The 22,664-nt window shown below is 69.6% G+C and carries 28 protein-coding genes; 12 read left to right on the forward strand and 16 right to left on the reverse strand.

Going from position 1 to position 22,664, the window contains the following annotated elements; all coding sequences use genetic code 11:
- Positions 1–41: 41 nt before the first annotated feature.
- Positions 42–866, forward strand: coding sequence for a hypothetical protein (locus tag Aco04nite_RS30365; RefSeq protein WP_213000665.1), 825 nt, complete (start codon positions 42–44; stop codon positions 864–866).
- Between the two features lie 3 nt (positions 867–869).
- On the opposite strand, the gene Aco04nite_RS30370 is transcribed toward Aco04nite_RS30365, so the two are convergent.
- The 4 genes from Aco04nite_RS30370 to Aco04nite_RS30385 are packed head-to-tail and all read right to left on the reverse strand — an operon-like array spanning position 870 to position 3,390.
- Positions 870–1,073, reverse strand: coding sequence for an exodeoxyribonuclease VII small subunit (locus Aco04nite_RS30370; protein WP_203838352.1), 204 nt, complete (start codon positions 1,071–1,073; stop codon positions 870–872).
- A complete protein-coding gene (xseA, locus tag Aco04nite_RS30375) occupies positions 1,070–2,293 on the reverse strand; it encodes an exodeoxyribonuclease VII large subunit (protein WP_213000666.1) in 1,224 nt (407 codons plus the stop codon). Before xseA ends, Aco04nite_RS30370 begins: the two co-directional genes overlap by 4 nt.
- A 58-nt stretch (positions 2,294–2,351) precedes the next feature.
- On the reverse strand, positions 2,352–2,900 hold the full coding sequence (locus Aco04nite_RS30380; RefSeq protein ID WP_213000667.1) for a hypothetical protein: 549 nt from the start codon (positions 2,898–2,900) through the stop codon (positions 2,352–2,354).
- Positions 2,901–2,928: 28 nt separating this feature from the next.
- Entirely contained in the window at positions 2,929–3,390 is a 462-nt protein-coding gene (locus Aco04nite_RS30385) for a hypothetical protein (protein WP_213000668.1), read from the reverse strand.
- A gap of 22 nt (positions 3,391–3,412) precedes the next feature.
- Here Aco04nite_RS30385 and Aco04nite_RS30390 point away from each other — a divergent pair, with 22 nt between their 5' ends.
- Positions 3,413–4,459, forward strand: a complete 1,047-nt coding sequence (locus Aco04nite_RS30390; protein WP_438874956.1) for a 4-hydroxy-3-methylbut-2-enyl diphosphate reductase — start codon at positions 3,413–3,415, stop codon at positions 4,457–4,459.
- 312 nt (positions 4,460–4,771) lie between these two features.
- Here Aco04nite_RS30390 and Aco04nite_RS30395 read toward each other — a convergent pair whose 3' ends face one another.
- Positions 4,772–5,572: a hypothetical protein gene (locus Aco04nite_RS30395; RefSeq protein WP_213000670.1), complete on the reverse strand. Its 801-nt coding sequence runs from the start codon at positions 5,570–5,572 to the stop codon at positions 4,772–4,774.
- Positions 5,573–5,626: 54 nt separating this feature from the next.
- Between Aco04nite_RS30395 and Aco04nite_RS30400 the strand changes: the two genes are divergently transcribed.
- Positions 5,627–6,826 carry a DNA recombination protein RmuC gene (locus Aco04nite_RS30400; RefSeq protein ID WP_213000671.1) on the forward strand — a complete coding sequence of 400 codons (1,200 nt, stop codon included), beginning with the start codon at positions 5,627–5,629 and terminating at the stop codon, positions 6,824–6,826.
- Positions 6,827–6,829: 3 nt separating this feature from the next.
- Here Aco04nite_RS30400 and Aco04nite_RS30405 read toward each other — a convergent pair whose 3' ends face one another.
- The 3 genes from Aco04nite_RS30405 to valS are packed head-to-tail and all read right to left on the reverse strand — an operon-like array spanning position 6,830 to position 10,530.
- On the reverse strand, positions 6,830–7,372 hold the full coding sequence (locus tag Aco04nite_RS30405) for a hypothetical protein (RefSeq protein WP_213000672.1): 543 nt from the start codon (positions 7,370–7,372) through the stop codon (positions 6,830–6,832).
- Between the two features lie 5 nt (positions 7,373–7,377).
- The gene (locus Aco04nite_RS30410; protein ID WP_213000673.1) at positions 7,378–7,953 is read right to left on the reverse strand and encodes a hypothetical protein; all 576 of its coding nucleotides are present in this window, start codon (positions 7,951–7,953) and stop codon (positions 7,378–7,380) included.
- 45 nt (positions 7,954–7,998) lie between these two features.
- Entirely contained in the window at positions 7,999–10,530 is a 2,532-nt protein-coding gene (valS, locus tag Aco04nite_RS30415) for a valine--tRNA ligase (RefSeq protein ID WP_213000674.1), read from the reverse strand.
- Between the two features lie 117 nt (positions 10,531–10,647).
- On the opposite strand from valS, the gene Aco04nite_RS30420 reads away from it, so the two are divergent.
- A complete protein-coding gene (locus Aco04nite_RS30420; protein WP_213000675.1) occupies positions 10,648–11,073 on the forward strand; it encodes a DUF3307 domain-containing protein in 426 nt (141 codons plus the stop codon).
- Here Aco04nite_RS30420 and Aco04nite_RS30425 read toward each other — a convergent pair.
- Positions 11,047–11,550 carry a methylated-DNA--[protein]-cysteine S-methyltransferase gene (locus Aco04nite_RS30425; RefSeq protein ID WP_213000676.1) on the reverse strand — a complete coding sequence of 168 codons (504 nt, stop codon included), beginning with the start codon at positions 11,548–11,550 and terminating at the stop codon, positions 11,047–11,049. The genes Aco04nite_RS30420 and Aco04nite_RS30425 overlap by 27 nt on opposite strands.
- Positions 11,550–12,968: a DNA-3-methyladenine glycosylase 2 family protein gene (locus Aco04nite_RS30430; protein ID WP_213000677.1), complete on the reverse strand. Its 1,419-nt coding sequence runs from the start codon at positions 12,966–12,968 to the stop codon at positions 11,550–11,552. Before Aco04nite_RS30430 ends, Aco04nite_RS30425 begins: the two co-directional genes overlap by 1 nt.
- Before the next feature lie 100 nt (positions 12,969–13,068).
- On the opposite strand from Aco04nite_RS30430, the gene ychF reads away from it, so the two are divergent.
- On the forward strand, positions 13,069–14,154 hold the full coding sequence (gene ychF, locus Aco04nite_RS30435; RefSeq protein WP_203838376.1) for a redox-regulated ATPase YchF: 1,086 nt from the start codon (positions 13,069–13,071) through the stop codon (positions 14,152–14,154).
- A 44-nt stretch (positions 14,155–14,198) separates the two neighbouring features.
- Positions 14,199–14,369, forward strand: coding sequence for a hypothetical protein (locus Aco04nite_RS30440; protein ID WP_213000678.1), 171 nt, complete (start codon positions 14,199–14,201; stop codon positions 14,367–14,369).
- 16 nt (positions 14,370–14,385) lie between these two features.
- Here Aco04nite_RS30440 and Aco04nite_RS30445 read toward each other — a convergent pair whose 3' ends face one another.
- Positions 14,386–14,877 (reverse strand): Uma2 family endonuclease, encoded by a 492-nt coding sequence (locus tag Aco04nite_RS30445; protein ID WP_308161705.1) that lies wholly within the window; start codon positions 14,875–14,877, stop codon positions 14,386–14,388.
- Positions 14,878–15,013: 136 nt separating this feature from the next.
- Here Aco04nite_RS30445 and Aco04nite_RS30450 point away from each other — a divergent pair, with 136 nt between their 5' ends.
- The 4 genes from Aco04nite_RS30450 (at position 15,014) to Aco04nite_RS30465 (ending at position 18,391) form a co-directional block, all read left to right on the forward strand.
- Positions 15,014–15,358, forward strand: a complete 345-nt coding sequence (locus Aco04nite_RS30450; RefSeq protein ID WP_213000679.1) for a VOC family protein — start codon at positions 15,014–15,016, stop codon at positions 15,356–15,358.
- 28 nt (positions 15,359–15,386) lie between these two features.
- Entirely contained in the window at positions 15,387–15,854 is a 468-nt protein-coding gene (locus Aco04nite_RS30455) for a hypothetical protein (protein ID WP_213000680.1), read from the forward strand.
- A 33-nt stretch (positions 15,855–15,887) separates the two neighbouring features.
- Complete coding sequence (locus tag Aco04nite_RS30460; protein ID WP_213000681.1) at positions 15,888–17,183, forward strand: MFS transporter; 1,296 nt, start codon at positions 15,888–15,890, stop codon at positions 17,181–17,183.
- Positions 17,184–17,266: 83 nt separating this feature from the next.
- On the forward strand, positions 17,267–18,391 hold the full coding sequence (locus Aco04nite_RS30465; RefSeq protein WP_213000682.1) for an IS630 family transposase: 1,125 nt from the start codon (positions 17,267–17,269) through the stop codon (positions 18,389–18,391).
- Between the two features lie 40 nt (positions 18,392–18,431).
- Here Aco04nite_RS30465 and Aco04nite_RS30470 read toward each other — a convergent pair whose 3' ends face one another.
- The 4 genes from Aco04nite_RS30470 to Aco04nite_RS30485 are packed head-to-tail and all read right to left on the reverse strand — an operon-like array spanning position 18,432 to position 20,132.
- Positions 18,432–18,698, reverse strand: a complete 267-nt coding sequence (locus Aco04nite_RS30470) for a hypothetical protein (protein WP_213000683.1) — start codon at positions 18,696–18,698, stop codon at positions 18,432–18,434.
- A 22-nt stretch (positions 18,699–18,720) separates the two neighbouring features.
- Positions 18,721–19,302, reverse strand: coding sequence for a phosphatase PAP2 family protein (locus Aco04nite_RS30475; protein ID WP_213000684.1), 582 nt, complete (start codon positions 19,300–19,302; stop codon positions 18,721–18,723).
- Positions 19,303–19,309: 7 nt separating this feature from the next.
- A complete protein-coding gene (locus tag Aco04nite_RS30480) occupies positions 19,310–19,615 on the reverse strand; it encodes an ArsR/SmtB family transcription factor (RefSeq protein ID WP_213000685.1) in 306 nt (101 codons plus the stop codon).
- 37 nt (positions 19,616–19,652) lie between these two features.
- Positions 19,653–20,132 carry a MarR family winged helix-turn-helix transcriptional regulator gene (locus Aco04nite_RS30485; RefSeq protein WP_244876412.1) on the reverse strand — a complete coding sequence of 160 codons (480 nt, stop codon included), beginning with the start codon at positions 20,130–20,132 and terminating at the stop codon, positions 19,653–19,655.
- An 86-nt stretch (positions 20,133–20,218) separates the two neighbouring features.
- Here Aco04nite_RS30485 and Aco04nite_RS30490 point away from each other — a divergent pair, with 86 nt between their 5' ends.
- Entirely contained in the window at positions 20,219–20,785 is a 567-nt protein-coding gene (locus Aco04nite_RS30490) for an NADPH-dependent FMN reductase (protein ID WP_203838385.1), read from the forward strand.
- 72 nt (positions 20,786–20,857) lie between these two features.
- Here Aco04nite_RS30490 and Aco04nite_RS30495 read toward each other — a convergent pair whose 3' ends face one another.
- Positions 20,858–21,316, reverse strand: coding sequence for a lamin tail domain-containing protein (locus Aco04nite_RS30495; RefSeq protein WP_213000686.1), 459 nt, complete (start codon positions 21,314–21,316; stop codon positions 20,858–20,860).
- A 221-nt stretch (positions 21,317–21,537) separates the two neighbouring features.
- On the opposite strand from Aco04nite_RS30495, the gene Aco04nite_RS30500 reads away from it, so the two are divergent.
- Positions 21,538–22,653, forward strand: a complete 1,116-nt coding sequence (locus Aco04nite_RS30500; RefSeq protein ID WP_213000687.1) for a G5 domain-containing protein — start codon at positions 21,538–21,540, stop codon at positions 22,651–22,653.
- Positions 22,654–22,664: the final 11 nt, after the last annotated feature.

Below are 22,664 nucleotides of genomic sequence, written 5' to 3' on the forward strand. Positions count from 1 at the left end.
CTCCCGCAGTCCCGTTCGAACTGCCTCCGGAGTAACCCTTCATGAATCGACGGTTCGCCGCCGTTCTCGTTCCCCTCCTCGGCCTCAGCCTCGCCGCCTGCACCGACGACCCCCCGACGATCGGGTCGTCGACCTCGGGGATCAAGGCGGGTAACTACACGTTCACCACCACCCTGCCGGGCGACAGCGTCGCCAAGGGCGTCGTGGACTCCCCGAGCCACGCCGCGTCGGTCGACTTCGAGACGCTGGTCGACAAGGACGCCAAGGCCACGATCAGCTACCGGGTGGTCGGCACGGACCGCTTCGTGAAGATCACCACCGGCGCGAGCGAGGCCAACGAGCAGCTGGAGGCGCTCAGGGCGCTCGGCGGCACCGGCCCCGACGCCGAGAAGTTCAACGAGGGCGTGCAGGCCACCGCCGACATGTTCAGCGGCAAGAAGTGGCTCAAGCTCGACCTGACGAAGGTCAAGGCGGAGGATCTGCAGCTCAACGCCGACGATCCGGACGTCGCGGGCGTTGCCGCGCTGCTCGCCGGTGCGACCACCACGAAGGGCGATGACAAGAGCATCACCGGCACCGTCGACCTCACCGGGATCAAGGGTGACTCCCAGATCCTCGGCAAGAGCGCCTTCGAAGGACTCGACCCCACCCAGGGCAAGGCGATTCCGTACGTTGCCACGCTCGACAAGGACGGCCGGCTCACCAAGCTCGTGCTGGACATGCCGAAGGTGACGAACACGCCGGCCGGCAAGTGGACCGTCGACCTCACCGGTTACGGCTCCTCGGCCAAGCCGGAGGTCCCGCCGGCCGCCGAGGTGGACGACGCGCCGGATTCGGCCTACGAGATGCTCAACGGCGAAGGCTGAGCCTCACTGTTCCGGGCGGGCTGCCCGGGCCGTCTCGATGCGGTCCCGGGCGCCGTCCAGCCAGCGCTGGCAGACGTCGGCCAGCTTCTCGCCGCGCTCCCACAGCGCCAGGGACTCCTCCAGCGAGGCCCCGCCCTGCTCCAGCTTCTCGACGACCGTGGCAAGCTCGCCGCGGGCCTGCTCGTAGCTGAGTTTCTCGTCGCTCATCCGTGCTCCTGTACTTCGGTGCGCAGCTCGCCGTCCGCCAGCCGTACGCGCAGAACATCTCCCGCGGCGACCTCGTCCGCGGCCCGGACCACGTGGCCGTCGGCACGCTGAACGATCGAGTAGCCCCGCTCGAGGGTCGCCTTGGGGGAGAGCGCCCGCAGCCGGGCGAGCGTGTGCCGCAGCTCGTCGTCGGCCCGGCGCAGCCTGTTCTCCAGGCTCCGCGTGGCCCGGTCACGCAGCTGCCCGACCTCGCGTTCCCGCTGGTCGACGAGGGTCTCGGGGCGGGCGAGGACGGGCCGCGAGCGCCACGCCTCCAGCCGGTGCCTCTCCCGGTCGAGCTGGGTTATCACCGCCCGGTCCAGCCGCCGCCGCGCCTGGGTGATCAGCTGGGTCTCCTCGTCGAGATCCGGCACGATCCGTTTCGCGGCGTCGGTGGGGGTGGAGGCGCGCAGGTCGGCGACATAGTCCACCAGCGGCGCGTCCGTCTCGTGCCCGATCGCGCTGACGACGGGGGTGCGGCAGCCGAACACGGCCCGGCAGAGCGCCTCGTCGGAGAAGGGCAGCAGGTCCTCCACGCTGCCCCCGCCGCGGGCGAGCACGATGACGTCGACGGTGTCGTCGTTGTCCAGGACCTTGAGCGCGTCGATGATCTGGGGCACCGCGGTCGGCCCCTGCACCGGCACGTTGATCGTGCGGAACTCCACACTCGGCCAGCGGCGGCGCGTGTTCATCAGGACGTCCCGCTCGGCGGCGGAGGCCCGGCCGGTGATCAGCCCGATGCGCTGCGGCAGGAACGGCAGCCGGCGCTTGCGGTCCCGGGCGAACAGCCCCTCGGCGGCGAGCAGTTTCTTCAGCCGCTCCAGCCGGGCGAGCAGCTCACCGAGGCCGACCTGGCGGATCTCGTCGGCGCGCAGGCTCAGCGAACCACGTGCGGGATAGAACTCGGGCTTGGCGTGCATGGTGACCCGGGCACCCTCGGTGAGCCCCGGGGCTCCCGCGTCGAGCACGTCGCGATGCGCGGTGACGGTGAGGCTGAGGTCGGCCGAGGGGTCACGCAGGGTCAGGAAGACCACGCTGGCACCGGGGCGTCTGCTGATCTGGGCCACCTGGCCGTCCACCCACACCCAGCCGAGGCGGGCCACCCAGGCGCCGACCTTCTGGCTCACGACCCGGACGGGCCACGGCTCGTCGGCGGTCGGTTTGGCGTCGGGCTCCGTCACCCGGACCACCCTACGGGCTCAGCCCTCGCCCTCCCCCAACCCGGCCACCTTGTCGGGCTCAGTGCTCCCCGTCGTCCTCCAGGCCGGCCACCCGTCGGGTGAGGGCGACGGTGAGCAGGACGACCAGGCCCAGGTATCCCCAGAAGAGCAGGTCGGCGATCAGGTGCTGGCTGTCGATGTGCCATCGGGAGCCGGCGTCGCGCGCCAGGATCGTGAACGGGTATCCGTGCCGCTCGCTGAACGCCGTCATGCAGCAGACGGTGTCGTTCGCGGGGATCGCGCTGACCACCACCCCGGCGACCATCACGGCCGCCCCGACGACATAGCCCAGGATCCCCGGGCGGGCGCCGATCCAGGCGAGCGAGACCAGCAGGACCCCGCCGACCAGGACGATGAAATGGAAGAAGACGTACGCGCCGTCGGGCGTGCCGTCGGAGCGGTCCAGCTCGACGAGCAGGTTGAGCACGGCGATCGCGATCGAGAACCAGCCGACGATCAGCCGCAGCGCGGCGCCGAAGGATCCCCACAGGCCGGGGCCTTCCTCGTCCTCCTCGGGCTCCGCCGCCGGGTGGTCGGTGGCGGGACCCACGTTGCCAACGGCGCTCATCGCCCGAGTATCGCGCCCGGCAGTCCGGTCACGTGCGGAAACGCCGCTTGTTGATCACTGCGGCGACCAGCAGTCCCGCCATGGCCCAGAAGTACAGGTCGCCGAGGACGTGCAGGAAATCCGGCACCTCCCAGCTGGCCTTCGCCGCGAGATCCTGGGCGGCATCCGACATCTCGGCCGACGCGCCCTTGTTCAGCCACTCGTACGGCCAGCCGCGCCACGTGTTGAAAGCCCACATCCCGGACAACTGGGACCGTACGGCGAGCAGCCCGGCCGCCATGCCCACCAGCGTCACCACGGTGGTGATCACCGCCGTCGGGACCAGCGGCAGCGCGACCCGGTGCGGCATGAGCAGCACCAGCCCGGCGGCGGCCAGCACCACACCGACGATCAGGTCGCGGACGAAGCCGTCGAGGGTGAGGTTGAGCAGCAGCCAGGTCAGCCCGAGCACCAGGGTGACGGCGCCGAGGAAGATCCGGAGTGCGCGCATCGCGACTTTCTACCAGGTTGTGGTGCTCATCGCTGCCCGCGGATTCCTGGCCGGTTGCACGTACCATTGCCGGGTGACTTCTGCGAAGCGTGTCCTCCTCGCCAAGCCCCGGGGCTACTGTGCCGGCGTCGACCGCGCGGTCCAGACCGTGGAGGAGGCGCTCACCCTCTACGGCGCCCCCGTCTACGTCCGCAAGCAGATCGTGCACAACAAACACGTGGTGAGCACGCTCGAAGCCCGTGGCGCGATCTTCGTCGAGGAGAACGAGGAGGTGCCCGAGGGCTCCACCGTCGTCTTCTCCGCCCACGGCGTCGCCCCCGAGGTCCACGAGCAGGCCCGCGCGCGCAACCTCAAGGCGATCGACGCGACCTGCCCGCTGGTCACCAAGGTCCACCACGAGGCCAAGCGGTTCGCGAGCGAGGACTACGACATCCTGCTCATCGGTCACGAGGGCCACGAGGAGGTCATCGGTACGGCCGGCGAGGCCCCCGCCCACATCCAGCTGGTCGACGGCCCCGACGACGTCGAGAACGTCGTGGTCCGTGACCCGTCGAAGGTGGTCTGGCTCTCCCAGACGACCCTCTCGGTCGACGAGACCATGGAAACCGTCGCCCGGCTCAAGACCAAGCTCCCGCTGCTGCAGTCCCCGCCCAGCGACGACATCTGCTACGCGACCTCCAACCGCCAGCACGTCGTCAAGGAGATCGCCCCCGACTGCGACGTCGTCATCGTGGTCGGTTCCACCAACTCCTCCAACTCGGTCCGCCTCGTCGAGGTCGCCCTCGGCGCCGGAGCCCGCGCGGGCCACCTCGTCGACTACGCCTCCGAGATCCAGGACGAGTGGCTCGAGGGCGCGTCGACGGTCGGCGTCAGCTCAGGCGCCAGCGTCCCGGACGACCTGGTGATGGAGGTCCTCGCGTTCCTCGCCGAGCGCGGCTTCGGCGAGGTCACCGAATACACCACCGCCGAGGAACGCCTCACCTTCTCCCTCCCCCAGGAGCTCCGCCGCGACATGAAGGCCGCCGCAGCAGCCCGCGAGCTGGCAGCCGCCGCAGCCGCCCGCGCCTGACCGGGCCTGCATCTGGCCGGGCAGCCTGGCGTGGCCCGGGCTGCGTCTGGCCGGCTATTGCTTGGTGAGTTCGTCGACCGGGGATGCCCTGAACGCAGAAGCGCCGCCGAGGTTGTCCTCGGCGGCGCTCTTGTCTGTTCGTGCCGGCGTTCCAGTGGCCGTGAGCCTTTGATTCACCGCAGTAGCCGGCGACAGCAGCAGGATCTAGCACCGGGCACGAAGTTGCGCTGAACCCCGCATTTCCGCAACCTTCTGCGGCGTTAGGTGCATCTAGCCCTGCGGCCGGAGACAGGAAACGAGCGACTCAGGAGACTAGAAGTCTCCGCCGCCGAAGTCGCCCCCGCCGAAGTCCCCGCCGCCACCGCCCCAGTCGCCGCCACCGCCGCCGAAGTCCCCGCCGCCGCCGCTGAAGTCGCCGGCCTGGTCGACGCCGCCCTGATCGCCGCCGCCGTTGAAGTCACCCGCGGCGTCCTGGAAGCCGTCCTGGTAGCCGTCGCCATAGCCGACGTCGCCGAAGCTGGGGGAGAAGAGCGCGTCGAAGATCAGCATGCCGCCGAGGACGCCGGCTCCGGCGCCGAGAGCGGTTTTCCAGACGGGTGTGGAATACCAGCCGGCGGGCACCGGGCGGCCCTGGACGCGGCCGCCGGGGTAGTAGTAGGGCGTGTCGGTGCCGGGCTGGGGGCCTGCCCTGTACTGGTGGCCCTCGACGGTGACCTCACGCTCGGTGGTGAGCTGGCCGGCGCCGCGGGAGCTGCTCAGCGGGGGGAGCTCGGGGCCGGGGTCGATGCCCATCGCGGTGCGGGCGGCGCGGACGTAGGCGAGGCCTTCGAGGGCGGACTCGCGGGCGAGCTCGAACTGCTTGACGGTCTTGGCCTGCTGGAGCTGGCCGCCGGCGGCGTTGTAGCGCTCGCCGGCGTCGGACAGTGCCTGCCGGGCCGCGGGGTCGTCGCCGTGCAGGTTGAGGACCTGGCCGCCGAGTCTTTCGTACCAGCGCTGGGCCTCGGCGCGGGCGTCGTCGAGCTGCCGCTGCTCGCGGGCGGCGCTGCCCCGGCGCCAGACCACGACGAGACCGACCACGATCAGGATGAATACCAGCAGCAGAAACGCCTTCATGTATCAAACGGTACCCGTGCCGGGAAAGTCGTACCCCTCTGGCAAGCTCGCACCGTGACGTTCTCGACGCTCGCTGTGGTGATCCTGTGCTTGGCGGTGGGTGCGGCGCTGGGGTGGCTGGCCGCCCGGCTGCGCGCCGCCGCCGACATCGCCCGGCTGGAGGCTACGGTCCAGGCCGGTCGCGACGGTGAGCAGCGGCTGGAGCAGTCCATGCGGGCACTCTCCTATGAGTCCACCGCGCAGTCCCAGGAGGCGGTCGCGCGGGCGATCGCGCCGCTGCACGAGGTGTTGCGGCACTACGAGCAGCGGGTCGCCGAGCTGGAGCGGGACCGCGTCGACGCCTATTCGGAGCTGCGCGAGCAGGTGCGCGCGATGGGCCTTGTCTCGGGCGAGCTGCGTACTGAGACGAAGCAGTTGGTGGCCGCTCTGCGCGCGCCTCAGGTGCGTGGCCGGTGGGGTGAGCATCAGCTGCGCCGCATCGTCGAGGCCGCGGGTCTGCTCGAACACTGTGACTTTGCTGAGCAGGTGACGTCAACCACCGACAAGCAGGGGGTACGCCCCGACATGCTCGTCCGGCTGCACGGCGGCCGCTCGGTGGTGGTGGACGCGAAGGCGCCGTTCGACTCGTACCTGTCCGCGATGGAGGCCCGCGACGAGCGCACCCGCGACGGCCACCTCGACCAGCATGCCCGGGTCCTGCGCGGGCACGTCGACGCGTTGTCCGCGAAGGCGTACTGGACCGCGTTCGACCAGACCCCCGATTTCGTGGTGCTGTTCGTGCCGGCCGACCCGTTCCTCGACGCCGCCCTGCAGCGCGACCCGACGCTGATGGAGCACGCCTTCACCCGCAACGTCGTGCTGGCCACCCCGGCGACGCTGATCGCGCTGCTGCGGACGGTGGCGTATTCCTGGCGGCAGGAGGCGCTGGCCCGCAACGCCGTCGCGGTGCACAGCCTGGCCCGCGAGCTGTACGGGCGGCTGGCCACGCTCGGCGACCACGTGGGCAAGCTCGGCTCGTCGCTGAGCGGGGCGGTCACCGCGTACAACAAGGCTGTGGGTTCGCTGGAGTCCCGCGTGCTGGTCAGTGCCCGCAAGCTCGCCGAGATGGGCGTCTCGGACGACGAGCTGCCGATCCCCGCCCAGGTCGAGGTCGCGCCCCGCCAGCCCCAGGCCCCCGAGCTGTTCGAGGACGACCGCCCGCCGCGCCCGAGGCCCCACGCCCCGAAACTGTTCGAGGACGACGCAGCAAGATAGGCCTCAGTTGGGGAGGTGCCGGGCGAGTTCCTTGCGGAGCGCGCGCGGGCCGGGCCACACCTGGGTCAGGTCGGCGGTGAACGCGGGCGAGCCGTCGGGTTCGTCGTGCAGCACCGGCCAGCCCTCGTCCGCTCCGGCGACGGGGTGCACCCGGTCCAGGTCGACCGGGGTGACGTCGAGCAGGGTGCGCAGGCCGTCGCGGCGCCACGTGACGTGATCGATGTCGGGCCAGGCCAGCAGCACCGGGTCGCTGCCCTCGGCCGCCAGCTCCAGCCCGCCCGACGAGGCCCGGATCCAGGTCCGCTGCGCCGAGCGAGCTGTCAGCGCATAACCCCCGGCCGCCAGGAACGCGATGACCGCGGCCTGTGCCAGCGTCGACCACCACGGATCCATCGGCGCCCCGAGCAGCAGCGCCACAACCGGTGACACCGCCACATAAGCGACCAGCAACACCGTGAACAACACGCCGAACGTCCGCCACGGCGACGCACGGAACAGCACCGTGTCGGCGGCAGGCGCCTCGACCTCCTCCGGCGGCATCGACATGCCCCCTATGCTGCCGTGTCCCCGCCCTCCGCAGGTCCCGGTTGGCCAAGTCCGTAGCGCCGGCTGCGCACCGTGCTGAGCCACGTGACCACGGTGACATACCCGAAGGCGATCACCCCGCCGAGCAGGAGGGAGTCTGCCGGTTCGAGGCCGCCGCCGATGATGTTCAGAACGAAACTCCCCACCACGAGCGCCGTCGCGACGGTCAGCAGCCACGGCGCCCAGGAGTTGCGCCGGTTGTGCGCGGCCGCGTCACGAGCCAGCGCGTCGACGCGGGGATCGGCGGCGTGACCGGTCTTGAAGGCGCGGGAGACGGCACGCTGGGTCGTCACATCCGCGCCCTGCAGCAGCGCCGGGTTCCTGGCGACGCGCCTGAACGTGTAGACGGGCAGCAGGGCGAGCGCCAGCAGAAACGCCAGCGGGACCAGGAGCACGGGTGACGACGTCAGGAAGACGCCGACGAGCAGCGCCACACACCCCAGCCCGGCGAGCACCGCGAACACCACGCCGAGCAGGCGCAGGCGGCGGGTGGCGCGGGCGCGGAGCAGGTCCCGGTCGGGAATCACGTCGTCGACGGTCATCACCGGGACCTACCCCGCGGAAAATTCAACTACACATTGGACGGTTCAGAACGCGCAGGCGATGACGAGTTCGGGCGTACGGTCCGGGAGCATGTCGAGTTTGCCGATCCGGCCGGCGGCGCGCAGGTCGGGCTCGACCAGGGCGAGTCGTTCGAGCAGGGCGGCTGGGCCGAGGGCCTCGGCGAGCGGCACCTCCGCCTTCATCGACAGTTTGCGGTCCGACTTGGCGCGGCGGACCTGGCGCAGCGCGTCGCCGGCCAGGTCGAGCAGGGCCGCGTCACCCTCGGGGGCCACCCGGGTCAGCTCGTACGTCGTCGGCCAGGTCGCGCGGTGCACCGAGCCGTAGCGCCACCACGACCAGATCTCCTCGGTGGCGTACGGCAGGAACGGCGCGAACAACCGCAGCAGCACCGAGAGCCCGGCCGCGAGCGCCGCCCGCGCGGAGTCACCCTCGGGGCCGGTGGCGTAGGCGCGATCCTTGACCAGCTCGATGTAGTCGTCGCAGAACGTCCAGAAGAACGCCTCCGTCGTGGTGAGCGCGGTCGTGTGGTCGTACGCGTCGAAGGCCTCGGTGGCAGCGGTGACGACCGTGGCGAGCCGGGTGAGCATCGCCTTGTCGAGCTCGACCGTGACCGGCTGCCGCAGCGCCTCCGCGGCACCCAGGCCGAGCGCGAACTTCGACGCGTTGAGCAGTTTCGTCGCGAGCCGCCGCCCGACCTTGATCTGCGCGGGGTCGAAGGCCAGGTCCGCGCCGGGCCGCCCGTTCGCCGCCCAGTAGCGCACCGCGTCGGAGCCGCTCTGCGCGAGCAGGTCGAGCGGGGTCACGACGTTGCCCTTGGACTTGGACATCTTCTTGCGGTCCGGGTCGAGGATCCAGCCCGACTGGACCGTGGTCGACCAGGGCAGCGTGCCGTGTTCGAGGTGGGAGCGGACCACCGAGTAGAACAGCCAGGTGCGGATGATCTCCTGGCCCTGCGGGCGCAGGTCCATCGGGAAGACCCGCTTGAACAGGTCCTCGTCGGTGCCCCAGCCGCCGACGATCTGCGGGGTGAGCGAGGACGTGGCCCAGGTGTCCATGACGTCAGGGTCGGCGGCGAAACCACCGGGGACGTCGCGCTGGGACTCGTCGAAGCCCGGGGGACACTGCGAGGAAGGGTCGACCGGCAGCGAAGAAACGTCCGGTATGAGAAGCTTGTCGTAGTCCGGCTCGCCAGCGTTGTCGAGCCGGTACCACACCGGGACGGGCACGCCGAAGAACCGCTGCCGGCTGATCAGCCAGTCGCCCGTGAGCCCGCCGACCCAGTGGTCGTAGCGGTGCCGCATGTGCTCCGGGATCCAGCGCAGGTCGCGGCCACGCTGCAGCAGCTCCTCGCGCAGTCCCTGGTCACGGCCGCCGTTGCGGATGAACCACTGCCGGCTGGTGACGATCTCCAGCGGGGAGTCGCCGCGCTCGTAGAACTTCACCGGGTGCTGGATCGGCCGTGGCTCGCCGAGCAGGTCGCCGGTCTCGGTGAGGATCCGGACGATCTCGCGCCGGGCGGCGTTGACGGTCAGCCCGGCGAAGTCGCGGTAGGACGCCTCGGAGACGCCGGCCGGGCGGTCGGGCAGGAAACGCCCGTCGCGGCCGAGCACCACGCGCGTCTCGAGCTGCAGGTCACGCCACCAGATGACGTCGGTCAGGTCGCCGAACGTGCAGACCATCGCGATGCCGGTGCCCTTGTCGGGATCGGCGAGCTGGTGCGCGTACACGGGGACTTCGACGTCGAAGAACGGCGTGCGGACGGTCTTGCCCACCAGCGGGTGTCCCGGCGCCGTGACCAGCGCCACGCAGGCGGGAAGCAGCTCGGGCCGGGTCGTGTCGATCTCGACCGGCCCGTCCGGGCCGTGGAAACGCAGCCGATGGTACGCACCCGGCCGCTCCCGGTCCTCGATCTCGGCCTGCGCCACCGCCGTGCGGAAACCCACATCCCAGAGCGTCGGAGCCTCAGAGGTGTACGCCTCCCCGCGCGCGAGGTTGTCCAGAAACGCGCGCTGCGAGACGGCCTGGGACTTCGCCCCGATCGTCGTGTAGGTCATCGCCCAGTCGACGGACAGCCCGAGGCGCCGCCACAGCGCCTCGAACACCTTCTCGTCCTCGACGGTCAGGACGTTGCACAGCTCGACGAAGTTGCGGCGGGACACGGCCACGGCCGGCTTGGGCGGCGTCGCGGGGGCCTGCCACTGCGGGTCGTACGGCAGCGACGGGTCGCAGTAGACGCCGTAGACGTTCTGCACCCGGCGCTCGGTGGGCAGGCCGTTGTCGTCCCAGCCCATCGGGTAGAAGACGGTCTTGCCGCGCATCCGCTGGAAGCGCGCGATCGTGTCGGTGTGCGTATAGGAGAAGACGTGCCCCATGTGCAGCTCGCCGGATACGGTGGGCGGAGGGGTGTCGATGGCGTATACGTCGGCGCGCTCCTTGGAGCGGTCGAACGCATACGTGCCCTCCTCCTGCCAGCGGCTCGCCCACTTCTCCTCGAGGCCGTCCAGGGACGGTCGCTCGGGGAGACCGGCGCGCGCGGTCCTACCCGTATCAGTCATGTGGCCGAGAGTAGAGCGGTCATTGCCGGTCTGCCAGCGGGATTGCCGGGGCGCCGCGATACTCTCCATCTCCGCCCGCAGCCGGGGCGGGCGGGCAGCGAATGGGTGGGGGCCTTCATGCCGGATGCGGTTCTCGTCTTTGTGGTTTCCGTGACCACGCTGATGGCGGCGCATCAAATCGGCGACCATGTGCTGCAATCGGACAAGCAGGCCGCGCACAAGGCCGATCCGGGGTTGCACGGCTGGGTCTTCATGGCGCAGCACGTCGGCATCTATCACGTGGTCGCGATCGCCATGGTGCTCATCGCGTTCGTCGGGCTCGGCATCGACATTCCCGTGCGCGGAATGGTCGCCGGAATCGGGTTCTCGGCGATCAGCCACGCGTTTCTGGACCGCCGCTGGCCGGTCCGCTTCCTGCTCACGCGGTTGGGCTCGCCGACGTTCGCCGTCATGCAGACCCCGGTCAACGGTATGTACGTCGCCGACCAGGCCCTGCACTACGGCTGCCTCTGGATCTCAGCGCTGCTGATCGCGCGCCTCTAGAGCCAGCAGCGCCGCCTTCACGTCGACGCCCCAGCGATATCCGCGCAACGTCCCGTCCGTTCCGAGGACCCGATGGCACGGCACGAACAACGCCACGGCATTGCGGGCGCACGCGGCTGCTGCAGCCCGGATCGCCGCGGGCCGGCCCGCCAATTCGGCATACCCGCGATAGGTGAGTGGCTCGCCCGGCTTGATGTCGCGCATCACCTGCCAGGCATGCGCCATGAACGGCCCGGAAGTGTGCTGTTCGACCGTTACCGCGTCGATCGCGGTCAGATCACCGGCGAAATACGCACGCACCGCCTCGCCGACCGCTCCGGGATCGGCTCCCGGCCGCGTTTCCTCCCGCAATTTCTCGTGTACGAGCGGCAGCAGCTTTTCGACATCCGCGGTGAACCCGGACGCCCGCACCGCACCGGCGTCACTGACGACGTACGTGAACGGACCGGCGGGGGTCTCGAGGGTCGTGGAAAGCATCAGGCGGACCTCCAGAGTCGCATCAGAGCGTAGGAGCGCCACGGCCGCCAGCGTTCGGCGTGCGCCCGTAGCGCGGTGGGGGTGTGCGGCAGGCCGAGCGCCTTCGCGCCACGGCGGGCCGCCAGATCGGTCTCGAGCAGCACATCGGGGTCACCCATCGCCCGCATCGCGATGTAACCGGCCGTCCACGGCCCGACCCCGGGCAGCTCCAGCAGGCGGGCGACGGATTCCTCCCGGTCGGTGCCCGGGTCCAGCGTCAGCTTGCCGACGGCGACCGCTTCCGCCAGCGCACGCACGCTCTCCCGCCGCGCGACCGGCATCCGGAACGCCTCATCGGGCAGCTCCGCGATCGCCTCCGCGGTGGGGAACGGGCGCAGCTCCCCGTCCTCGACCGGCGGGAGGAGCCTGGTCAGCGTCGTGCGCGCGCCGGACACCGACACCTGCTGGCCCACGATCGCGCGCACGGCGAGTTCGAGGCCGTCGGCCGCGCGCGGTACGCGTACCCCCGGATCGGTGTTGATCTGCGCGGAGAGCGCGGGATCGGCAGCCAGCGTGCCATCGACGGCGACCGGATCCGCGTCGAGGTCGAACAGCCGCCGGCACCGGGCCACGGCCGGGGCGAGATCCCGCAGGTCAGTGAGGCGCAGCGTGGCGGAGACAAACCGATCACCCGGGCTCAGCGTGACGGTCGCGCTCCCGTGCGGCAGATTCAATGCTCGTCGGTACGCCGGGACGTCGCACTCCTCCACCCCCGGCAGCGCCCGCGCGGCGAAGTACTCGAGCAGCGCCTTCGAGTTCAGCGGAGCCCGGTACGCGAGCCGCAACGTGATCGTCCCCGCTTCTGCTCGACCGGCTGCGGGTCGGTGCTCGCGCAACTGGCTGGGCGAGCGCGCGTACACCTCCTGAATCGTGTCGTTGAACTGCCGCACACTGCCGAAACCCGCCGCGAAAGCGATCTCGGCGAGCCCGACGTCGGTCGTCTCGATCAGCACCCGGGCGGTCTGCGCCCGCTGCGCCCGGGCCAGCGCGAGCGGCCCGGCCCCGAGCTCGGCCGTGAGGATCCGGTTCAGATGACGATCGGTGTAGCCGAGCCGTCCGGCCAGCCCCGGCACGCCCTCCCGATCGACGACACCGTCGCCGATGAGCCGCATCGCCCGCCCGACCACATCGGCCCGCACGTCCCACTCGGGCGACCCGGGCGCGGCATCCGGCCGGCACCGCCTGCAGGCCCGGAACCCGGCCCGCTGAGCGGCCGCGGAGCTGGGAAAGAACGCGACGTTCTCCGCTTTCGGCGTGACGGCGGGACACGACGGCCGGCAGTAGATCCCGGTCGTCCGCACAGCCGTGTAGAACCACCCGTCGAACCGCGGGTCGCGGCTGTCGACGGCCCGGTAACACCGCTCGAAGTCCAGCTCCATGCGCTCAAGTCTGCTTTACAGGGTTCGGTTCGGCTGGCGGGAATCGGACATGGAGGTACGTCGGCCGTGCTTTTTCGCGCCGCCCGTAGACTGGCTTGTCGTGAGCCTCACCATCGGGATCGTCGGCCTGCCCAACGTCGGCAAGAGCACCCTTTTCAACGCCCTGACCAAGAACGACGTTCTCGCCGCGAACTACCCGTTCGCGACGATCGAGCCGAACGTCGGTGTCGTGGGCCTGCCCGACGAGCGGCTCACCGCGCTCGCGGAGATGTTCGGCAGCGAGAAGATCCTCCCCGCACCCGTCTCGTTCGTCGACATCGCCGGCCTGGTCCGCGGCGCGTCGAAGGGCCAGGGCCGCGGCAACGCGTTCCTCGCCAACATCCGCGACGCGTCCGCCATCTGCCAGGTCGTCCGCGCGTTCTCCGACCCCAACGTCCTGCACGTCGACGGCAAGGTCGCACCCGGCGACGACATCGAGACCATCAACACCGAGCTGATCCTCGCCGACCTGCAGACGGTCGAGAAGGCGCTGCCCCGCCTCCAGAAGGAAGCCAAGCTCAAGAAGGACAAGCTGCCGGCCGTGGCCGCCGCCGAGGCAGCGTTCAAACTGCTCGACGAAGGCACCACGCTCTACGCGGGCGCCGCAGCAGCCGGCATCGACCTGGAACTCCTCGCCGAGCTCCACCTGCTCACGATCAAGCCGTTCATCTACGTCTTCAACGTCGACGAAGCCGAACTCGGCAACGAAGCGTTCCTCAACGAGATGCGCGCCCTCGTCGCCCCCGCCGAAGCCATCTTCATGGACGCCAAAATCGAGTCCGAGCTGATCGACCTCCCCGACGACGAAGCCATGGAGCTCCTCGAGTCCACCGGCCAGACCGAACCGGGCCTCAACCAGCTCATCCGCGTCGGCTTCAAAACCCTCGGCCTCCAGACCTACCTCACCGCCGGCCCCAAAGAATCCCGAGCCTGGACCGTCCCCGTCGGCGCCACCGCCCCCGAAGCCGCCGGCGTCATCCACTCCGACTTCCAGCGAGGCTTCATCAAGGCCGAAATCGTCAGCTTCGACGACCTCACGGCCGCCGGCTCCATGTCCGCCGCCAAAGCCGCCGGCAAGGTCCGCATCGAAGGCAAGGACTACATCATGAAGGACGGCGACGTCGTCGAATTCCGCTTCAACGTCTGACCGGCCACCTTTTGGGCATTGCCATACCGCAGTACGGTCGCGGTATGGCGAAGAACCGAGCCCGGGCCCTTCTACCCGGACCCGAGAGACCGGAACCGGTCGTGGTCCTTGACGAGTACCTGGCGGACTACGAGCGCCGCAATGGACCGGTGTCTGAGCAGACCCGTCAGCGGGCGCGGCAGGTCTTCGACGAGGCGCTTGCCGAGGAGGTGTAAGTCCCTCCGGCTGAGCTCAGCTTTTGCGGCCGGGGACCAGGCCGTCCAGGTCGAGCTCGATCGCGAACGGTACCGAGATGCGCAGCTCGCGGCGGTGGATTCCGGTCGATGCGTACGACCGGGTAAGCCGGTCGAGTTCGTAGGCGTGCACGACAGGCAGGCCGTCCTCTTCCTCGACCCTCCAGTAATGCGGGATCCCAGCGCACGCGTATTTGACGAGCTTGACCGTCCGATCGCGGTTTGCGGACTCCGGCGATTCCACCTCGACGACCAGAAGAACCTGGTCGGGCGTGAAGAATGTGCGGTCCGGGTCGTAGTCCCCTGTTGTGGCGAGAACGTCTGGCTCGACGCGATTTCGCTTGTCGAGCCGGATGGTGATCTCTCGGTCGGCCTCGATGCCGGGTGGGGATTGTGTTTTCAGGGCGAGTTCCAGTGCGGTGACGATACGGGCATGCCATAGGCGCTGGGGCGATGCTCTGGAGATGAGTGCGCCGTCGATCAGCTCGATGTGAGGCGGGGCGTCGGGGGAGGTGGTCGAGGTCGTCGGCGTGCCAGCCCTCGGGGCGAGGTGGGCGCATGCGCTCGGTCACTTTTGGACCGTAGCAGTCGGTGACGCGGGGCTGGGTGGGCGCGATACTCGCGGGATGGCTGCGTACGTGAAGAGTGTGACTTTTGATTGTGTTGATGCGTTGGTTGTGGCTCGGTTCTGGGCTGCGGCGCTTGGTGGGGAGGTGGATGAGGGTGCCACCGCGGCTAAGGCGTTTGTGGAGGCTCCGGGGTGGGGCGGCCCGAACGTGTGGTTTCAGCGGGTACCGGAGTCCAAGGTCGCCAAGAATCGCATGCACTTCGATCTGCGGGCGCCGCGGACGGTTGAGGAAGAGGTTGCCAGGCTGGTGGCGCTGGGGGCGACCGTGTTCGCCGTGCACGACGAAAGCGGGATCACGGTGATGCTGGATCCTGCGGGTAATGAGTTCTGCGTGGAGCTTTAGGTCGACGCGTGGGGCTATGTTGCCGGGGATGGAGGCTGAGGCGATGCGGCGTTATGTGCGGGATGTCGGGGCGGCTGCTTTGCAGGGTGTGCTGACCGGGGTGTGGGTTGCTGCCGGGGAGTTGGCGCCTGGGAGGCGGCGGGCTGTTCGGGTTGCTTCGGTGGTGGGGCTTTCGGCGGTTGCTTCGATTCGGGATTGGGCGTTTCCCGAGACGGAGGAGGCTGCGGAGGAAGAGGTCGCTGCGGTTGAGGGTGAGGTCAGCGGGCTGGAGCCGGACGAGGAAGCGTCGGTCGACGTGAAGCGGCTGGTGGTGGGTGGCGTGCTGATTGCTGCTTCGGTGGGGGTCATTGTGGGGCGTAAGCGGTTGGAGCGGCGGTGGTTGGGGCGGCTGGAGCGGGGTGGGCACGCGCATCCTTACCGGGCTCTGGGCGTACGTATGGGGGCTTTGTCTTTCGCCGGGACGTTGGCCGGGAAGGCTGCGCGACGCCGGTTTTGACCTCGAGCCGGGTTTAAGTTTTAGGGTGCGACGGTGATCCTTCGTCCCCCGTTCCTGCTCACCACCGTCGGCTCGTGGTGTCTTGTCTTCCTGGCCGCGTTCGAGGCCATGGCCGTCACCACCGTGATGCCGCAGATCACCGCCGATCTGAACGGCCGCGACCTGTACGCGGTCGCGTTCTCGGCGGCGCTCGCAGCCGGTGTGGTCGGCATGGTCGGGTTCGGCTCCTGGGCGGACCGGCGCGGCCCCACGGTCCCGCTGCTCGTCTCGATCGTCGTCTTCGCCGCGGGCCTGATCGTGGCCGGCACCGCGTCGTCGATGCCGGTCTTCGTGGCGGGCCGCTTCCTGCAGGGCCTCGGCGCGGGCGGGGACACCGTTGCGCTGTACGTGCTGGTCGCGGCCGTCTACCCGACCGAGCTGCACATCAAGATCTTCGGCGCGTTCGCCGGCGCGTGGGTCATCCCGTCGATGGTCGGCCCGTTCGTCGCCGGCCTGGTCGCCGCGGCGCTGAGCTGGCACTGGGTCTTCCTCGGGGTGGTGCTGCTCGTCGCGATCGCCACGATCATGGTGCTGCCGTCCGTGCGGGGGAGGGACAAACCACCCGCGGAACGTACGCCGATGTCCGCCGCCGACTGGCGACGGCTGGCCCGTGCCGTGGTGGTCGCGGTGAGCGTGGTCGCGGTCAGCTCGTACCCCATTGTGCTGGTGGTTGCGGGGTTTGCGCTGGTGGGGCTGCTGCCGAAGGGCACCTACCGGGCCAAGCCGGGGCTGCCGGCGAGCGTCCTGCTGGTCGGGGTCGCTGCCGGGATCTACTACGGCACGGACGTCTACCTGCCGTTACTGCTCCAGGAGAGGTACGGGCTGCCGACCTGGCTCTCCGGCATCACCCTGACCACCGGCGCGCTGGCATGGGCGGGAGCGTCCGCGATCCAGGCCCGGCTGGCTGATCGGGTCGACCCGGGGGCCAGCGTTCGCCTCGGCGCGGTCCTGCTGGCGAGCGGCGCGGCGGTGGAACTGGTCACGGTCATCCTGCATCTGTCGCCGGTTGTTGCCGCTGCCGGGTGGCTCGTCGCGGGCGCGGGGATGGGGACGCTGTTCCCGCGGATCAGCACGCTCGTCCTCGCCTATTCGAAACCGGGCGAGGAGGGCTTCAACACGGGCGCCAAGAGCATCACCGACGCGGTCGGCGGCAGCGCTTCACTGGCGGTGGCCGGCCTGCTGTTCTCAGCGGCCCCGTTCATCGGCCCGTTCGCCTTCACCACCCTGCTCGGCCTGGCGGCAATCCTGATCAGCCGCCGGGTCATGGCCCCCATGCCGGTCGCCGCCTAGTGCTCTGTCCATGAATGTTGGCCGGGTTGGACACGCCCGGCCACGTTCATGACCGTGGCGGTGGAACAGGGCAGGCTGTCGGGATGGCAGATCCTGTTCGGGCACGTCGCTTGACGCCGGACGAGGGCCGCCGGTTGCAGCAGATCGTGCGGCGTGGCACCGGTTCCCCGATCCGATTACGAAGAGCCATGGTCATCATGGCCTCCGCCAGCGGAAACACCATCGCGGCGATCGCCCAGCTGGTGCAAGGCGATGAAGACGCCATCCGTCAAGTGATCCACCGGTTCAACCAGATCGGGCTGGACTGCCTGGACCCTCGATGGGCGGGTGGCCGTCCCCGCCGCATCAGTGACCACGACGAAGCGTTCATCGTCGCGACGGCCAGAACCAGACCCCAAGCCCTCGATCAGCCCTTCACCCGGTGGAGCCTGCGCAAACTCGTCGACTATCTGGCCTTCAACCACGGCCCGCACCGCGTCACCGTCGGCCGGGAACGATTACGGCAGTTCCTGCACCACCACAAGATCAGCCTGCAACGGACCAAGACCTGGAAAGAGTCCAACGACCCGGGCCTCGAAGCGAAACTCGCCCGCATCGAGGAAGTCACCAACGCCTTCCCGGACCGGGTGTTCGCCTTCGACGAGTTCGGCCCGCTCACGATCCGCCCGCACCTCGGTGCCACGTGGAAAGACCAGCGACACCCGGACCGGCTACCGGCGAACTATCACAAACTCCATGGTGTCCGGCAGTTCCACGGCTGCTACTCCGTCGGTGACGACACCCTCTTCGGTGTCGTCCGGCACCGCAAATCCGCTGGTAACAGCCTCGCTGCCTTGAAATCGATCCGTAAGGCCCGCCCGGACGGGGCACCGATCTACATCATCTTGGACAACCTGTCGGCGCACAAAGGCATCCGGATCAGGGCCTGGGCGGCCCGTAACCGGGTCGAGTTGTGCTTCACCCCGACGTATTCGTCGTGGGCGAACCCGATCGAGGCGCACTTCGGGCCGCTACGCATGTTCGTGGTGGCCGGCTCGAACCACCCGAACCACGTCGTCGCGACCCTGGCCCTGCACGATTACCTGCGCTGGCGTAACGCCAACGCCCGCCACCCCGATGTCCTGGCCGCCCAACGCCGGGAACGAGCCCGCGTCCGCAGCGAACGCCAACACCGCTGGGGTCAGACCACCGCCCGAACAGCGGCCTGACCGACCCGGCCAACAATCATGGACAGAGCACTAGCCGCGTCTAGCCGAGGTTGGCGACGGCCTGGTCGGTGATGGACTGCAGGGGGTTATCCGGCACGGCGGTCAAGGCTTCCGCGTGGGAACCGTGCATGATTCCGCCGGTCGAGAGGCCCACGGTCACCTGCAGGCTGTTGTTGGTGTCGCCGCCCTGGTGGTAGTAGCAGTTGCGGTGCTTGATGTTGTCGAACGCGCCGCAGGCGTTGTCGTCGGGCAGCGGTGTCGCGATCAGCACTCCGGTGCTGCGGCGGGGGACCGGGTGGCTGGACATTCGGACATTGAAGCAGGTGGGGTTATCTCAGCGCGGGGAAGACCGAGCCTGCGATGGCAGCCCCGACGAGTGCCCCGGCGATCACCTGGGCTGTGGTGTGGGCTGAGAGGTGGATGCGGGACCAGCAGGCGAGCGCGACCAGGGGGAGCGTGAGCAGGGCGATCGGGCCGTAGAGGGCGATCAGTGTGGCTGCGGTGCCGGCGGCGACTCCTGCGTGGATCGACATCTTCCACCAGTGGGTGACCGCGGTGTAGACGAGCAGGCCGGCGCCGCCGGCTCCCAGCAGGGCCAGGACGTCGCGGGGCGCGCCCAGCAGGAAGAGCACCGCCAGGCCGAGGGTGACCGAGGCGATGCCGAAGAGCAAGGGGGCGCGGCGGTGTTCGCGTTCCGGGATGTGGTGGTTGGTCAGGTGACCTTTTCGGACGCCGCGGAGGATGTACGCCATCGGGATGCCGACCGCGATGGCTGCTCCCGGGAGCCCCCACCAGCGGGACACGCCAGGGGTGTCGCCGGCGTGCCAGCCGACCACCAGCAGCAGCAGGGCCACCAGGACCGCCGGGGCCAGGACTTCGGTGGCGATCCGGGCTACTCGGTCGGCAGTCACCCGATGATCATGGCAGCTCGGCCGGGGGGCGGTCGGTCCAGGCCTGCTCGTAGCCGCTGAGCCAGTCGTGGATCGGCTTCAGGGGCTCGGCGTTGAGGCGGTAGAGCCGTTGCCGGCCCTCGTCGCGGACGTGCACGAGGTCGACCTCACGCAGCACCCGCAGATGCTTGGAGACCTGGGGCTGGGCCAGGCCGAGTCGTTCCACGAGGTCGTTGACCGGACGTTCGCCGGCCGCCAGGAGGTCGAGGATCTGCCGTCGCCGGGGCTCGGCCACCGCGTTGAACGCGTCTGTTGTTGTCGCTGCTCGTGCCATGGGTAGCAGCGTATGCTCATAACGGAATGCGAGGGAGTTATCCGGCCATCGATTCCATGGCCTTGGCGAGCGCGACGAGGTCGACGTCGCCGAGGTGGTCGAAGATGCGGCGCCGCACGCTGGATAGGTGGGCCGGCCAGGCTTCCCGGAGTCGGGCGAGACCTGCTTCGGTCAGTAAGGCGTTGGAGCCGCGGCCGTCCGTCACGCAGGGGGTGCGCCGGACGTAACCGAGCGTCTCCAGCTTGCCGGCGAGGCGGGTCATGCCGCTCAGGGACATGTCGCACGCCGCGGCGAGCTCGCTCATCCGCATGATGCCGCCCTCGGACTCGGAGAGGTGGCGCAGCACGGAGTATTCGCTCAGCGACATGCGCTGGTCGCGCTCGAGGTCGGTGTCGAGCATCCGGGGCATGACCAGCATCAGCCGCCCGAACGCCCGCATGACCGCCATCTCGTCGTCGCTCAACGGAAGGAGCGGATCGGGGTCGAGAGGCGGATCGGTAAGGGGTGCCGCGGACATGACAAAGATCCTACGACCTTGACACCTCTGCCGCGAGAGGTATTTCCTTGACGAAGCAAATTACTTTCTGTCGCGACGGAGTTCTCATGACGAAGATCGGCATCATCATCGGCAGCACCCGCCCGGGCCGTAACGGCGAGGCCGTGGCCAAGTGGGTGCTGGAGCTCGCCTCCCAGCGCACCGATGCCGAGTTCGAGCTGGTCGACCTGCTCGACTACAAGCTGCCGCACCTCGACGAGGCCATCCCCGCCTCGATGGCGCAGTACCAGCAGCCGCACACCCTCGCGTGGGCCGAGAAGATCGCGTCGTTCGACGGCTACATCATCGTGACCCCGGAGTACAACCACTCCACCTCGGGTGCGCTGAAGAACGCGATCGACTTCCTGTTCGCCGAGTGGAACAACAAGGCCGTCGGCTTCGTCGGCTACGGCTCGGTCGGTGGCGCGCGCGCCGTTGAGAGCCTGCGCCTCATCGTCGGCGAGCTCATGATGGCCGACGTCCGCGCCGCGGTGACCCTGTCGCTCGCGACCGACTTCGTGAACTACAGCCAGTTCACCCCGGGTGCGCACCAGGCCGGCGCCCTGGCCACCGTCCTCGACCAGACCGTCGCGTGGAGCAAGGCCCTCGAGCCGGTCCGCAACCCCGTCGCCTGACGTCGAGCATAGAAACGGCGGCCGTCGGGGCAGGCAGAGTGCCCCCGGCGGCCGCTTTTTATCAGTACGCGCTCAGCAGCCGACCCAGACCCGATTCTTCTTGTACGCGTACGAGCACGTGTCGAGCTGCTTCCCTGATTTGTTCCTGAGCGTCGCCTTGTCCCCGTCGTTGTTCCACACGTAGTTCCCGCTGCCCCAGTACCGGTTCTTGGCGGAGTTCGTGCCGCTGCCGGTGTGCAGCCAGATCCGGCCGCCATTGCCCGCGATGGTGACGTTGCCGAACTTGTAGACGTGGTTGGACGCGTCCCGGATCGTGTAGCCGTTCAGGTTCACGGCCTTCTTCCCGCTGTTGACCAGCGAGATCCACTCGGCGTTGCGGCTCGCGTTGCTGCGGGTGTCCTTGCCCGGCGAGTCGTACTGGGCGCCGTGGAAACGCAGCGACGGCGTAGCGGCCGAGGCGGGGCCCCCGACCGCGACGGATCCGGCGAGGGCGATAACTGCCGCAGCGAGGATGCTGACCGTTCTGCGCACCGTGCCTCCAGGGTGTTGTCGATGTGTTGACCGCATTCTGGCCCGGTCAGGGCCTCCGGCGAAGCGGAGCCGGACGGCGGGTCGGGTGGATCTCGGCTACCGGAGAGTCCGGTTCTGGTCATCCGTTCGGGTGCCGCGATGTTGGTGCCGGTGGCGTTCCCCCGCACAATGCTCTGGTGCTAAACCAGACATCTAGTGATTCCTGGCAGCATTTACTCCTAATGCCGCAGAAGTCTCGCTGGGCTCGGTTGTCGTTCGGGGTCCGGATGGCCACGGCGGCCCTCGCCGCCGTCGCGCTGTTGTCGGGCACGGCCGGCGGAGTCGTCGCGCTGACCAGCGCCGACCCGGCCCAGAAGACCGCAGCCCAGCAGGCAGCCCAGCACGCCGCCCAGGAGACCGCCGCCCGGGAGACCGCAGCCCGGGAGGCGGCGGCCCAGGAGACTGCGGCCCAGCGCGCCGCCCAGGAGGCGACTGCGCGAGCCGCCCGGGCGCTGTCGGGGCGGGCGGCCGGAGAGACAGGCCAGCCCACGCCGCCGGCCACGCCCGTGACCACGGGCCCCGGACCGATCGGCGCGGCCGGAACACTCGCGCAACAGGCCGGCGGGACCGAGGGACAAGCCGCAGGGCCCGAGGGGCAAGCCGCGGGGGCTGAGGGGTTCGCGCGACAAGCTGGAGGGGTCGAGGGATCCGCCCAGCAGGGCGGGGGAACCGGGGAGTCCGCCCAACAGGACGTATCGGTCGAGGTGCGCGAGCAGCAAGGCGCATCGGTCGAGGGGCAGCAGGCCCAGCCGGCAGCCGGGCAGCGACCGGCAGCGGCGACGCCGGAAGCGGTGGTACGCCAGGTGCGCGTCGCCCAGCCCATCCCGTTCGACACCACGACCGTCGGCGACCCGGCCCTGCCCCGCGGCAGCAAGCGCGTCCAGGCCGAGGGCGCCCCCGGGGAACGGGTGCTGAACTACCTCGTCACCCTGATCGGCAACCGCGAGACGAGCCGCCGGCTGGTCGACTCCACGGTCACGCTCCGCCCCCGGCACCGCGTGATCGCCGTGGGCAGCCGCCCCGTCCGCCCCGACGCCGGTCAGAACAACGCTGCCCGCCCCGATGTCGGTCACAAAGAGGACCAAAACGACCACGACGTCTCCCGCCCCGACGCCGGTCACAACCAAGCCGACCGCAACAACGCCGACCGCAACAAAGATGACCGCCGCCGGAGCGACGAGAGGCGTAGTGCGGTCTGTGCGGACACCACGAAGTCTCAGCAGGAGCGGGATCTCGACCTGATCAGCGATGCCGGCCTCGACGCGAAGCAGCTCACCGCCCGGTGCGACAAGCCGTAGGGCTGCATGAT

Source organism: Winogradskya consettensis, assembly GCF_018332715.1.
GTDB lineage: Bacteria > Actinomycetota > Actinomycetes > Mycobacteriales > Micromonosporaceae > Actinoplanes > Actinoplanes consettensis.